The organism is Microbacterium sp. NPDC076895, from assembly GCF_040687115.1.
In the GTDB taxonomy this organism is placed as follows: Bacteria; Actinomycetota; Actinomycetes; order Actinomycetales; family Microbacteriaceae; genus Microbacterium.
Genome location: NZ_JBFBMQ010000026.1, coordinates 1 through 13,480 on the forward strand (window position 1 = coordinate 1; position 13,480 = coordinate 13,480).

At 67.1% G+C, this 13,480-nt stretch carries 12 protein-coding genes; 5 read left to right on the forward strand and 7 right to left on the reverse strand.

The genetic code is table 11. The features are described from left to right. Positions 1–97: 97 nt before the first annotated feature. Together AB0O89_RS14685 and AB0O89_RS14690 are read left to right on the forward strand one after the other, a co-directional pair. Positions 98–442, forward strand: a complete 345-nt coding sequence (locus tag AB0O89_RS14685; RefSeq protein WP_292709046.1) for an Lsr2 family protein — start codon at positions 98–100, stop codon at positions 440–442. A gap of 40 nt (positions 443–482) precedes the next feature. Further along, complete coding sequence (locus tag AB0O89_RS14690) at positions 483–1,334, forward strand: alpha/beta hydrolase (protein WP_341579323.1); 852 nt, start codon at positions 483–485, stop codon at positions 1,332–1,334. Positions 1,335–1,346: 12 nt separating this feature from the next. Here AB0O89_RS14690 and AB0O89_RS14695 read toward each other — a convergent pair whose 3' ends face one another. The 6 genes from AB0O89_RS14695 to AB0O89_RS14720 form a co-directional block, all read right to left on the reverse strand. After that, a complete protein-coding gene (locus AB0O89_RS14695) occupies positions 1,347–3,740 on the reverse strand; it encodes an acyltransferase family protein (RefSeq protein ID WP_363499093.1) in 2,394 nt (797 codons plus the stop codon). A gap of 70 nt (positions 3,741–3,810) precedes the next feature. Then, positions 3,811–4,995 (reverse strand): GAF domain-containing sensor histidine kinase, encoded by a 1,185-nt coding sequence (locus tag AB0O89_RS14700; protein WP_363499096.1) that lies wholly within the window; start codon positions 4,993–4,995, stop codon positions 3,811–3,813. Between the two features lie 218 nt (positions 4,996–5,213). Further along, on the reverse strand, positions 5,214–5,948 hold the full coding sequence (locus tag AB0O89_RS14705; protein ID WP_363499099.1) for an amino acid ABC transporter ATP-binding protein: 735 nt from the start codon (positions 5,946–5,948) through the stop codon (positions 5,214–5,216). Then, positions 5,945–6,814, reverse strand: a complete 870-nt coding sequence (locus tag AB0O89_RS14710) for an amino acid ABC transporter permease (protein WP_363499102.1) — start codon at positions 6,812–6,814, stop codon at positions 5,945–5,947. Before AB0O89_RS14710 ends, AB0O89_RS14705 begins: the two co-directional genes overlap by 4 nt. Continuing rightward, positions 6,811–7,662 carry a transporter substrate-binding domain-containing protein gene (locus AB0O89_RS14715; RefSeq protein ID WP_363499105.1) on the reverse strand — a complete coding sequence of 284 codons (852 nt, stop codon included), beginning with the start codon at positions 7,660–7,662 and terminating at the stop codon, positions 6,811–6,813. Before AB0O89_RS14715 ends, AB0O89_RS14710 begins: the two co-directional genes overlap by 4 nt. Before the next feature lie 121 nt (positions 7,663–7,783). Beyond that, entirely contained in the window at positions 7,784–8,254 is a 471-nt protein-coding gene (locus AB0O89_RS14720; RefSeq protein ID WP_363499108.1) for an Lrp/AsnC family transcriptional regulator, read from the reverse strand. Between the two features lie 176 nt (positions 8,255–8,430). Between AB0O89_RS14720 and ald the strand changes: the two genes are divergently transcribed. The 3 genes from ald to AB0O89_RS14735 all read left to right on the forward strand — a co-directional run bounded on the left by ald (position 8,431) and on the right by AB0O89_RS14735 (position 12,423). Next, positions 8,431–9,516 carry an alanine dehydrogenase gene (ald, locus tag AB0O89_RS14725; protein ID WP_363499111.1) on the forward strand — a complete coding sequence of 362 codons (1,086 nt, stop codon included), beginning with the start codon at positions 8,431–8,433 and terminating at the stop codon, positions 9,514–9,516. 69 nt (positions 9,517–9,585) lie between these two features. Then, positions 9,586–10,251 carry a dihydrofolate reductase family protein gene (locus AB0O89_RS14730; protein ID WP_363499114.1) on the forward strand — a complete coding sequence of 222 codons (666 nt, stop codon included), beginning with the start codon at positions 9,586–9,588 and terminating at the stop codon, positions 10,249–10,251. Between the two features lie 84 nt (positions 10,252–10,335). Beyond that, positions 10,336–12,423: a heavy metal translocating P-type ATPase gene (locus AB0O89_RS14735; protein WP_363499117.1), complete on the forward strand. Its 2,088-nt coding sequence runs from the start codon at positions 10,336–10,338 to the stop codon at positions 12,421–12,423. 8 nt (positions 12,424–12,431) lie between these two features. Here AB0O89_RS14735 and AB0O89_RS14740 read toward each other — a convergent pair whose 3' ends face one another. Beyond that, on the reverse strand, positions 12,432–13,358 hold the full coding sequence (locus AB0O89_RS14740) for a DUF1990 family protein (protein WP_363499120.1): 927 nt from the start codon (positions 13,356–13,358) through the stop codon (positions 12,432–12,434). Positions 13,359–13,480: the final 122 nt, after the last annotated feature.

The following is a 13,480-nucleotide window of genomic DNA, read 5'->3' on the forward strand; positions in this document are numbered from 1 at the left end:
CAGCAGTTGGCGCTACTGATCCTCGGGGACCTCGACCCCTACCCGCCGAACCTCACCCGGCGAGCCTCACCCCCACCGAATGTCCGAAGAGCCACATATGGCACGCAAAATCGTTCATCAACTCGTCGATGATCTCGACGGAACCGTTCTGGAGATCGGCGAAGGAGAAACATTGACGTTCTCCCTCGACGGCGTCGCATACGAGATCGATCTCACCGACGCGAATGCCGCAGCGTTGCGGGATTCGCTGGCGCCGTATGTCTCGGCCGGACGCCGAATCTCGGCGTCGCACAGCGCATCGGCGGCGGGACGCAAGCGCCGGCGTTCGGGCCAGCAGGACTACAGCGCCGTGCGCGCGTGGGCCAAGGAGAACGGGTACTCCGTCTCGGAGCGCGGACGAGTTCCGGCATCCGTTCTCGAGGCCTATAACGCCGCCAACTGAACCGGCGATGGAGCCTCAACCCGCTGCGTCCTCATCGCGCGTGGTCACCGTCGGCGGCCGTGCGATTGGCTATCGCGTATTCGGCGACACGAGCTCATCGCGAACCGTCATCAGCGCCCACGGCGGCCTGGTGAGCGGGTGGGATTCGTCAGCCTACGACGACATCGCCCGCGATCGCGGCATCCGGATCGTCTCACCCGACCGTCCCGGGGTCGGAATGAGCGATCGCGACCCGCAGCGGTCGATTCTGTCGTGGGGACAAGAGGATGTCGGCGCCGTTCTCGACGACGTCGGCGCGGCCGATGCCGTCGCGCTGGGCTGGTCAGCCGGCGGGCAGTACGCGTTAGCGGCTGCTGTGGCGCAGCCCGACAGGATCCGGGGCGTCGTCGTGATCGCTGGCGCGCTGCCGCTCGACGACGCCGACACTCTCCGCGAGCTGGGCCGCATGGACCGGCGGCTCATCACCCTGTCGCGGCGCCTCCCCGCGACAGCCCGCAGCTACTTCCATGTGATGCGGCGGATGCTGCGCCGCAGACCCGAGCAGGTCGAACGCCTCTCAGAGAAGTCGCTGGGGCCTGCCGATGCGGCGATCATTCGCGCCCGCTCCGAGTGGTACACCGCCTGCATGCTCGAGGCAGTGGGGCAGATCGACGGCGCGGTCGACGAATATCGGGTCTTCGGTGCGCCGTGGGGCTTCGCGCTGGCCGATGTCACGGTGCCGGTCACGCTGATCCAAGGTGATGCAGACCAGCTCATCCGACCCAGCTGGGCATCCCGGATGGCGGCAGCGGTGCCCTCGGCAACGCTCGTGAGCTTTCCCGAGGCCGGACATTTCGTCGGCCTCGCCTATCCGGATGCCGTGATGACGGCCCTCGATCAGCACTTCGGATGATTTCCGAGACGATCATCCTGCGGCGATAAGGCCCTGGCTCTGAAGCGCCCACGCCAGGTACGGGGCGATGTGCTCGGCGTACGGGACCGTCAGGTGTGTTTGGTCGTACTTGGTCGGAAGCGTCCCAGCAAAAGCGGGGCAGACCTGCTCCCAGCAGCTGAAAGGCAGCGCGTCGATGGCGTGATCACCGGATGCCGCCGCTGCAGCAACCGTCGCGTCCCACATCGCAATCCAGGTGTCATCAACCGCGGAAGCACACGCCGATGGCGACGACACCGGCGAGTAACAAGCTCCGAGGTTCACTCCCTGCGGCGGTGGTGCCAGGTAAACGACACGCCCCGACATCCCGTAGGTGGCAGCCTCGGACTGGGCAGCCGCGGCGAGGTCCTGCGCCGACAGATCCGTTCCGTCTGTCGAGCGTCCGAGGGTGAAGGCGTTCGAGACGATGACGAGGGAGGGCTGATCAGCCGCGATCAGCTGCCGAACGACGTCCTTGCGCTCGGGGCAGGCCGCCATGATGCCATCGCCATCGTTCTGCACGAGGACATCGGTGAAGCGGCATCCGTACAGCCCCACCGTGGTCGCCGCGATCAGCCCGCCGCTGTTCTCGGCCAGTGACCGGAACGCCGGAGCGTAGGCCATCGCCGTGGAGTCGCCGACGAGGTAGATGTGGGTAGCGGCATCGGCGCTCCCCCACGTGCAGGCCGCTGGATCAGGCGTCACGGTCGGCGAGAAGCAGTCGTGCGCCGGGTTGGCCCCGGAGGACTGCGCCATGACCTCATCGAGAGATGGATGCAGGACTGGCCACGCCGTCGCCGTAACTGCTGCCGCAAGCTCGGCCTGCAGCTGCGCTGTCGGGTCAGCTGCAGGCGTCGGGGACGCGGGTGCAGCAAATGCCGGCGGCTGAATGAGCGGGCCGGCCCCGGACGTGGCGTGAACCCACGTTGCTGTTCCCAGCGCGACCGCGAGCAGACCCGCCGTTGCCAGGAAGATCTGCGTCCCGAATCGTTCACGCCACAGTCGACCGGGTGCGGTGTCGCCTGCGCTCACCGACCCGGCGCCGGCGGACCCGGCAGAACCTCGCACGGGCGGCTGGACTGCCGTCCGGACGCCCGGGACAGCGGGTAAGGCCGGAGGAGCGGAAAGCGCCGACGGCGGCATCGGCCGAGGGCTGTCGGGAAAGTACCGGGTTCCCGGTGTCCATCCCGCAGGCCTGGTCGAGGCAACGCCACGCGCCAGCGTCGTGTTCGCCGGCGCCACCGCCGGCTGCGCCGCCGCCGGCACGGATGCCGCCCGATCCGACGAGGCAGGCATCCGAGCCCCCAGCCACGGCGCGTACCGCAACGGCTGCTCGACGATGAAGTACGAAGCAAGGCTCAGCACGGCAATCCCCCCGAGCACGATCCAGATTCTCTGATCGGATTCGGGGAGCAGCGCAGCGGCGAAGACGATGACAGGGAAGTGCCACAGGTACAGCGAGTAAGACATGTCGCCCACGAACACGCTCACAGGGTTGGTGAGCGGAACCAGGTGTCGCTGCCGAGGATCTCCGGCCACGCCACCGGCGAGCACGAGGCAAGTTGCGACAACCGGCAGTGCTGCCCATGGCGCGGGGAAGCCGGCAGCGGTGGGTTCGATGATCAGGACTGACGCGACAGCACCGGCGAGCCCCACCCATCCCAGCACGATTCCGAGAGCGCGCGGGATGCGGGCAAGCGCCGGAACCGCCGCTGCAAGCAGCGCTCCAGCCGCGAGCTCCCACGCCCGCGTCAGGGTCGAGAAGTATGCGAGGGTCGGCTGCGCCTCGGTCTGCGTGAGGGCCCACGTGAAGGATGCCGCAACAATCGCTCCCGCGGCAGTCCCCACGACGACCCGTGCTGTAGTGCCCCGCCGTGCCGCGACGGGGATGAGCAACATGAGGATGACAAGCAGCCCCGGCCACGCGAGGTAAAACTGCTCTTCCACCGACAGCGACCAGAAGTTCTGTATAGGTGAGACGGCATCAGCGGCGTGGAAGTAGTCGGTGCCCTGGGCAGCGAAGCGCCAGTTCGAGACGAACAGCGCGGCGCTGACGGCATCCCCCAGGGTCTGATCGGCCCGGACGGTGTTGAACAGTGCAAAGGCAGCCCCGACAACCGCACCCAAGGTTACGAGCGCCGCGGGCAGGATGCGGCGTGCACGGCGCGCGTAGAAGCCACCCAGGGAGACGCTGCCGCGACGGCGAATCTCGGAGAGCAGCATCCCGGTAATAAGAAAGCCCGAGATCACGAAGAAGATGTCGACACCCACAAAGCCCCCGGACGGCCATCCGACGGCGTGCGCGCCGACCACCGCCAGGACGGCAAGCGCACGGAGGCCCTGAATGTCGCGGCGCGGGACTGTGTGAGGAGGGGAATCGGGAGTCATGGCGAAGCCGCCGACCATTTTATGGGAGCGTTTCCACTCCTCTGTGCGCCACCCAGGCCGCGGCGCCGCTTCAGCGCGGGTCTGGTGAGTTCGGCAGGGTAATCCGCACCCGAGCGCCGCCGAGTGGTGAGTCCTCGATCGCGATCCGGCCGCCGTGAGCCTGCAGAATGCGGCGACAGGTGGCAAGACCGAGCCCCAGCCCGTCGACCCCCTCCGCGTTGCCGCGATCCATCAGATCGAAGACACGCTTGCGCAACTCGCGAGGCACCCCCGGCCCGTTGTCATCGACGGTGATGAGCGAACCCGAGGACGTCCGTGCTCCCGTCACCTCGACGTGCGGCCGAACGCCAGCTGCTGCCGCGAACTTCACCGCGTTCGCGACGATGTTCTGGATCACGACTCCCAGGAGCGTGCGATCAGCCCAGACCTCAAGATCGGCATCCACGACGATCGTCGCTGACGACTCGGCGATCGGCACACGAAGATCCGCGATGACATCCGCGGTCAGCTCATCCAGCTGCACCGGTTGCGGATGCGGCGCCGCCGATCCGCGCCGCGCGTACTCCAGCAGATCGGCGATCATGGCAGCCATCCGGTCGGCCGCGGACTCGGCGTGCGCGAGAGACCGGGCGGCCTGCGGCGCCAAATCGATGTCTGGACTGTCGGATGCCAGCTCCAGGTATCCGGTCAGCGCGGTCAGCGGATTGCGAAGATCGTGGCTGATCTGCCCCGCGAACTGGGTCAGCATCTCGTTGGACGCAGTGAGTTCACGGGTGATGCGCCGCAGCTCGAGCACATCGATCACCTGCCGGGCGAGGATCTCGAGCGCGCGCTGCGCCTCGGGATCGAGATCTCGGACGGTCTCGTCGAAGACGCACAGCCGCCCGATGACCACACCGTCGGGAGTGACCAGCGGAGTTGATGCATAGAAGCGGAGATCGGCACGGCGGCCATCCACATACGGATTGTCCCGAAACCGTGCATCCTCACGAGCATCCTGGATGATGACGGGGGCGGGCTCGGCGAGCACTGCTGCGCACATCGCATCCTCACGGGCGCACACCGCAGGCTCGATGCCGACCGCGGCGATCTGGTGCTGGAAGCGGTCGTCGATGATGTTGATCACGGCTGTCGACACTCCGGACACCAGTGCCGCGAGGCGTACGAGCCCCTGAAGCTCCGAGCGGGGCGGAGACGCAAGAAGGTCGTAGGTGGCGATCGCCTCGACTCGAGTGGCATCGTCGACGGTCGTCATCCATCGTCCCTTCGTCCCCTGATCCGCCTCAGAATACGGCGCTTGCCGTAGAGGCGCGAGCGCCCCGACCTGCTGTCACCAACTCCGCAGATTCGCGCGAGCTTCGCAACATCCGGTCAAACGGATGCGAACAAGCGGCGATTCTGCGGAGTTAGGGACGGTCTGCCAGACCGCCCCGGGAACTCGGCGCCCGCCACTGACCTCGACCGAGGGCGGGCCTAGGCACGAAAGCGAGCGAGAAACTCCTTCGTGCGGGCTTCGCGCGGGGAACCGAACACCTGGGCCGGTGGGCCCTCCTCCAGCACACGCCCCTCATCGAGGAACAGCACACGATGCGCGACATCGCGAGCGAAGGCCATCTCGTGTGTGGCCATCAGGATCGTCGCACCCTCCTCGGCTAGCTGGCGCACAAGTCCGAGAACCTCGCCGACGAGTTCCGGGTCGAGCGCCGAGGTGATCTCATCGAGCAGCAGCACCTCGGGGTCGGTAGCGATAGCTCGCGCCAGCGCCGCCCGCTGCTGCTGTCCGCCCGAGAGACGGTCGGGATGCTCGTGCGCGAACGCTCCGAGCCCCACCCTGTCGAGCAGCATCTTCCCTCGTTCCTCGGCATCGCGCCGTGGCACCCGTCGCACAACCCGCGACGCGAGCGTGACGTTGTCGAGCACGCTCAGGTGCGGGAACAGGTTGTAACTCTGGAACACCGTCCCCAGCCGCGAGCGCACGCGGTCGGCATCCACGCGAGGATCCGAGATGTCTTGATCGCCCAGCAGGATGCGGCCATCATCGATGCCCTCGAGCAGGTTGAGGCACCGAAGCAGCGTCGACTTGCCCGACCCGCTCGCGCCGATCACCGCCACGACCTCGTGGCGGGAGAGCTCTAGTGACACCCCGCGAAGCACGGGCTGGTCGCCGAAGCTCTTCCAGAGGCCTTCGGCCCGCAGCACGGCGGTCATAGGACCGATCCCGCCTGCTCGCGCCGCTGAAGTTTTGCGGTGTACCAGTCAGCCACCCGAATCGTCGGGATGGCAAGCAACACGAACAGGATGCCCGCGACGACATACGGTGTGAAGTTGTAGGTGAGCGAGACCTCCGAGCGGGCCGCGGCGATGGCATCCACCGCTCCGAGGATCGAGATCAATCCGACGTCCTTCTGCATCGAGATGAAGTCGTTCATCAGCGGCGGAGTCATCTTGCGCAGGGCCTGCGGCAGCACAACGCGCCGCAGCGTCTGCAGGTGGCCGAGACCGAGGGCACGGGCGGCAAGGCGCTGCGACGGATGCACGGCCTCGATGCCGGCACGGATGACTTCAGCGACGTACGCCGAGTAGGTGAGAGTGACCGCGAGCACCGCAAGGATGACGGGCTCGATGCGCTCACCCACGACCGTCGGGATGCCGAACCCGACGAGGTAGAGCACGATGATGAACGGGAATCCCCGAAACAGGTCGGTGTAGCCGGCGGCCAGCACACGGAGCGGGAAGAACACCGGTCCGCGAAGCGTCCGCAGCACCGCCACCGTCAGCGCCACCACGCTCACCGTGATCACCGACAGACCCAGCACCTGAAGGTTCAGCAGGAACCCGTCCCACACCTTCGGAAGCGACTCGATCGCAATCTGCGGGTCGAAGAACGACTCCTGCACGGCGGCCCATCCGGGCGTCCGGATGACCGTCAGCCAGACGATGGCCGCGAACACCACCGTGGAGGCGACCGCGACCAGCACAGAGCGCTGCGACCGCCGGCGCCGGTAGGCGCGGCGGTCGAGCTCGAGTGCGCTGGGCGGCGGTGGGCCGTCTGCGGCAGGGGCGGGCGCGGTCACTGCAGGATCGGAACGCCCTGCTCGGCATCCAGCCACTGGTCGGTGATCTGCTGGAGCGTGCCGTCGGCTCGCAGTTCGTCGATCGCTTCCGACACGGATGCCGTCAGCGGCGAGTTCTTCGCCAGAACGACACCCCACTCGTCGGCGATCCCGCCGAGGGGCAGTTGACCGACGATGAAGGAGTTCTCGATGTACTGCGACGTGGCAAGGAACGCCGTCGGAAGATCGATCACGAACGCGTCGATCTGTCCGGCTTTCAGTGCTGCGACGGCATCCTCGTTCGACGAGTACAGCTGTGTCGTCGTGTCGGGCTGCACTACCGCGTCGATCGTCTGCGCGCTGGTCGAGCCAGACATCGCGCCGAAAACGAGGGACTTCAGCCCGTCGATGTCGGTGACACCCTCTGCCGGCCCACCCTCGAGAGCTACGACGGCCTGCGCCGCCGAGTAGTAGGGCGACGAGAAATCGACGGCCTGCTTGCGTTCGTCGGTGATCGTGTACTGCTGGATGTTGAAGTCGAAGTCCTTGGGACCGGGGGCGATCGCTGCCTCGAAGCTCGTGCGCACCCACTCGACGTCATCGGCGGCGAAACCGAGCTTGTCGGCGATCGCGTAGGCGAGAGCTGCCTCGAATCCTTCACCCGAGGCCGGGTCATCATTGATGACGTACGGCTCGTACGCGGTCTGCCCGGTCGCGATGGTGAGCTTTCCGGGCGTCACATAGCCGGCGTCGGCAGATTCGGTCTGCTCGCTCGAGCTCGAGCAGCCGGCCAGGGCGAGCGCCGAAACCGCGACTGCTGTAGCGGCGGCGAGGATGCGGGCGCGGGATGCGCCAGAGGGACGGGACACGGGGCCTCCAGATGTGGGTCGGCGCACGGATGCTGTGATGCGCCGTTCTTCCATCATCGGTCGTCCCGGGGCCGCGGGACCAATTGCGCGGCGCTTTCTTACGACGCCGCACAGACGGGGTCTAGTCGAAGTCGGCCGCGACGGCGTTGCGGTGGTACTCGAAGATCAGGCTCGTGCGGGTGGATGCCACGCTGTGGCGAGCGGAGAGATGGTCGACCACGAAACGCCGCACCGCTGACGAATCTTCGACCGCGATGTGGACGAGGAAGTCGTCAGCCCCGCCGAGAAAGAAGACTTGGATCACCTCGGGAATGCGTCGCACCTCCTGCGTGAAGGCACGGATGCTCTCCTGGCGCGCGCCGGGTCGCAGCGTCACGCCGATCACGGCCTGCAACCCGCGCCCGAGAGCACCCTGGTCGAGGGCAGCGTGAAAGCCCGTGATGACACCGCGGTCCACGAGAGCGCGAACGCGCGTGTGCACGGTTGATGGTGCGAGGCCGATCGCATCGGCGAGCGCCGCGTTGGTCATCCGACCGTCGGCGGACAGCAGCGAAACGATGCGTTCGTCGACCGGGTCAAGCTCCGTACTCATGTCGAACATTCTTCGCCATGGGACCCATACGACCAAGTTTTCTTCGCGAGAATGTCACCCTAAACCCGCTATATGGCTCGATTTCTTCGATCTGAAACATTCCGAGCAGAAGATCGTGCGATTCTCTGTTCGACGGCGAGCTGTGTGGCCGCGCTCAAGGAAGAACGGAGAAGATCATGCGGATCGGCGTACCCACCGAGATCAAGAACAACGAGAACCGCGTCGCCATGACGCCGGCAGCAGTCGACGCCCTGGTACGTCGCGGTCACACCGTGACGGTTCAGCGTGGCGCGGGCCTGGGTAGTGCGTTCACGGATGACGCGTATCGCGCCGCCGGCGCGCAGATTGCCGACACCGCCGAAGAAACCTGGGGCGGCGCCGAGATGGTCGTCAAGGTCAAAGAGCCGATCGCCCCGGAGTACGAGCTGCTGCGCGAAGATCTCACCCTCTTCACCTACCTGCACCTCGCCGCCGACCGGCCGCTCACCGACGCCCTCATGAACGCCGGCACGACAGCTGTCGCCTACGAGACCGTGCAGACGATCGACAAGGCACTCCCCCTCCTTGCCCCCATGAGCGAGGTAGCCGGCCGGCTCTCGATCACTGTCGGCGCGCAGGCTCTGATGAGCCCGTCGGGTGGACGTGGGATGCTGCTCGGCGGCGTGCCCGGCACCCCCAAGGCCAAGGTCGTCGTGATCGGGGGCGGTGTCGCTGGTGAGCACGCGACCGCCAATGCGCTGGGCCTCGGCGCGAACGTCACGGTCATCGACATCTCGCTACCCAAGCTCCGCGCCCTGGAGGCGCGCTTCGGCGACGCCATCCAGACCCGCGCCTCGACCCGATACGAGATCGCCGAACAGCTGGCCGACGCCGACCTCGTGATCGGGTCGGTCCTGATCCCGGGGGCTGCGGCACCCAAGCTCGTGACCGACGAGATGGTCGCCGCCATGAAGCCCGGCTCCGTACTCGTCGACATCGCGATCGACCAGGGCGGATGCTTCGAAGGCTCGCACCCGACGACCCATGACAACCCCACCTTCCCGGTGCACCAGTCGCTGTACTACTGCGTCGCGAACATGCCAGGCGCAGCCCCGCACACCTCGACGCGCGCGCTCGGCAACGCGACACTCCCTTATATTGCGACGATCGCTGACAACGGCTGGGATGCGGCATCCGAGGCTGACCCGGCCCTTGCGCGTGGACTCAACGTGCGGGGTGGCGTCGTCGTGAATGAGGGAGTGCGCGCCGCTTTCGGTATGTGATCTCGCCAGCGGCGCGAACTGATCTTCAGGACGCTGCTCGCCTGATACGCCCACGGGTACCGTGTGAGCATGACGCGACTTCCGGTACACAATATGGCGGTCTCGCTCGACGGATTCGCCACCGGCGAAGGGCGGACTCTCGAGGCGCCGTTTGGTCATGCCGGCGGGCGCCTCATGGAGTGGTTCTTCCCTACCCGGACATTCGTGACCACGTCGGGACACGAAAGCGAGGCGAGAGGCGCCGGCACCACGGGAGTGGACGATGCCTTCGCCGCCGCGAGCTGGCAGGGAATCGGCGCTGAGATCATGGGTCGCGGCAAGTTCGGCCCTCAGACCGGCCCGTGGGAGGACGAGACGTGGCGCGGGTGGTGGGGCGAGGAGCCACCCTTTCACACACCAGTCGCGGTCCTGACACACCAGGAGCGGGCCGATCTCGCCGTGGGAGAGACGACATTCCTCTTCCGCGACCTGCAGCCGGTCGACGCCCTCGCGCTGGCCACCCAGGTCGCCGGTGGTCAGGACGTGCGGCTCGGGGGCGGGCCCAGCGTCGTTCGCGAGTTCTTGCAAGCCGATCTCGTCGATGTGCTGCGCGTCGTTGCCGTCCCCATCCTGCTGGGTCGCGGAGTACGTCTCTGGGACGGACTCGAGGGGTTGGAAGAACGGTTCGACGTGGAAGCCACCGCTTCTCCGTCCGGTGTCGTCCACTACGTCATGACGCGGAAGCCGCGAGACTAAGCGACTCACCCTCTTGACGGAATACCCTCCAGGGGTATCCTCGTTGGAGTCGTTACGACATCAGCGAAGCAGGGAGTGACGACCATGAGCCATCCGCACGACCACCACGCCACGGCGGGCGCGGTTCACGGCGAACACGAGCACCGGAATCACTCGAGCCACGGTTCGCACGCTGATCACGGCGGGCACGCGGGTCACGGCGATCATGTCGGCCAGTTCCGCCGACTTTTCTGGATCAACCTCGTCATCGCGATTCCGGTCGTCGCCTCGTCGCCCATGTTCGCGATGATCCTGGGCTACACGGTCCCCGGCTGGGCGCTCGTCATTGCACCTGTCCTCGGCACCGTCATGTACGCCTGGGGCGGCTGGCCATTTCTCAGCGGCGCGATCTCGGAGCTTCGCTCGCGCGCGCCGGGAATGATGCTGCTCATCGGACTGGCGATCACCGTCGCCTTCCTCGCCTCCTGGGGCGCAACGCTCGGCATCCTCGACCATGCCCTCGAGTTCTGGTGGGAGCTGGCGCTCCTCATCGTGATCATGTTGCTCGGTCACTGGATCGAGATGCGCTCACTTTCGCAGACCACGTCAGCACTCGACTCACTAGCCGCGCTCCTCCCCGATGAGGCCGAGCGCGTGGACGGCGACCAGATCGTCACGGTCTCCCCCGCGGATCTGCGCATAGGCGATGTCGTCCTGGTACGTCCCGGGTCGAGTGTTCCGGCAGACGGCAAGGTCATCGATGGGCGCGCCGACATGGACGAGTCGATGGTCACCGGCGAGTCCCGCCCCGTCTCGCGTGGCGTCGGCGACACCGTGACCGCGGGGACGGTCGCGGTCGACTCGGGCCTGCGGGTCGAGGTCACCGCGACCGGAGACGACACGGCGCTCGCCGGCATCCAGCGCCTCGTGACCGAGGCGCAGAACTCCTCGTCCCGCGCGCAGCGCCTCGCCGACCGCGCCGCCGCGCTGCTGTTCTGGTTCGCGCTCGGCTCTGCCGTCATCACGGCCATCGTCTGGACCCTGATCGGCGACCCCGACTCCGCCGTCATCCGCTCGATCACCGTGTTGGTGATTGCCTGCCCGCACGCGCTGGGCCTGGCTATTCCGCTTGTCGTCTCGATTGCGACCGAGCGCGCGGCGCGGGCGGGCGTACTCGTGAAGGATCGGCTGGCGCTGGAGAGCATGCGCACCGTAGACGCTGTGCTGTTCGACAAGACCGGCACGCTTACTGAAGGCGCCCCTGCTGTCACGGCGGTGGAGGCCTCGGGAGCCTGGAGCGAGGATGACGTGCTTGCCCTCGCCGCCGCCGCCGAGAACGCGAGCGAGCATCCGCTGGCCGCGGCGATCGTGCGCGCGGCGACCGAGCGCGGCATCCGTGTTCCTCAGGCGACCGGCTTCTCGTCCTCCCCCGCCGTTGGCGTCACCGCCACCGTCGACGGGCACGAGATCAGAGTCGGCGGGCCACGGATGCTGGAGCAACTGGGCGCGGACGAGATCAGCGCCGCGGCATCCTGGCGAGACGAGGGCGCCATCATCCTTCATGTCGCCCGCGATGGTGAGGTGATCGGCGGGCTGGCGTTGTCCGATCGCGTACGGCCGGAGTCCCGCGAGGCCGTCGACGCGCTCCATGCACTGGGGATCGGCGTGGTCATGATAACCGGGGATGCGCGCAGCGTTGCCACCACCGTCGGCGACGAGCTCGGGATCGACCGCGTCTTCGCGGAAGTCCGCCCCGAAGACAAGGCCGACGCCGTGCGGGAGCTTCAGCGCGAGGGCAAGCGCGTCGCCATGGTCGGCGACGGCGTCAACGACGCTCCGGCTCTCGCGCAGGCCGATGTCGGCATCGCGATCGGTGCGGGGACGGATGTCGCGATCGCCTCGGCCGGGGTGATCCTCGCGACCTCCGACCCGCGGTCGGTGCTCTCGGTGATCGAGCTGTCGCGCCGCACGTACCGGAAGATGACGCAGAACCTGTGGTGGGCGGGTGGCTACAACCTCATCTCGGTTCCACTGGCCGCCGGCATCCTGGCACCGATCGGCTTCGTCCTACCGATGTCGGTCGGCGCGATCCTGATGTCGCTGTCGACGGTCGTCGTCGCCCTCAACGCACAACTTCTGCGACGCATTGACCTCGATCCCGCGACAGCCGTTCGAACAGCGCTGGGTCGGTAAGGCGCCGTTCAGCGCAGCGCGCGCCGATACCGCCGCCGCGCGAACAGCTGCGGTAGCCGCAGCGCGGGGTAGGCGAGCCGCCAGAATCCTCGGCTGGCGGGCGCGGTCAGTGACCGGATGCTGAGATAGACATCCTCACCCTCGCGGTGAACGATGAACGCCTCCTCACCACGAACCGGATGACCCGGAAGAGCAGCGTAGGAGAAGCCGACCCGATCGGGTTCACGGATGACGCTCCGAACTTCGACCGGCTCACGAATCACAACCGGCCCAAACCCCGTGGTGACCTGCAGCCGCTCCCCGGGGGTCACCTCGTGCGCATCGGGCACTCGGAATCCGCTGCGCGTCTTCACGCCCCAGCGAAGCACCTCGCGGCTCACCGCTTCCCAGACCTCCCCGCCCCGACCGAGGAGGGTCGTGCTCTCGGCCGCGCGGTACGGGAACGACTCCCCCGGCTGCCAGGCGGCAGCACCGGGATCGGTCGTCGGGCCGAGGCCGAGCCGATCGAGGAGATGCGCGTTGCGGAGACGGATCAGGCGCCGCAGGTAAGGAACGAGCACGACGCGTTCAGCGAGGATGCCGAGTATCGGTGACGCAACGTCGATGGTGTCGGTCATCGTCGTGACGCCGTTGACGTCTTCGAAACGGTGCTCGTGACGAAACGAGCGGAACGGCCCGCGCACTTGTTCGTCGACGAACCGCGTTGGCCGGTCGAGTGCCGTGATTCGCGAGGTCATCGTGAACCAGATGCCGAAGTGACGGGCTCGCCACGTGACCTCTTGACCGAGATCAATGTGGCCTGAGACGACGCCCGAGATCGCTCGTTCACCGGATTGCTCCATCGAGGCGACGTGGGCATCGATGTCGAGCGAGACATCGAAGAGGTCTTCGGCGGCCGCCGTAGTGCGGGTGCGCACGATGAATCGACTGGCCACGGTTCGATCATGCCTGATCGGTTTCCAGGCTCTTCGGACATTCGGTGGGGGTCATGGGGTGAGTCCGCCGGCGGCGAGGAGCATGCGGAGCCGGTAGTTGTCGCGGTTGCGGAAGCCGCGGG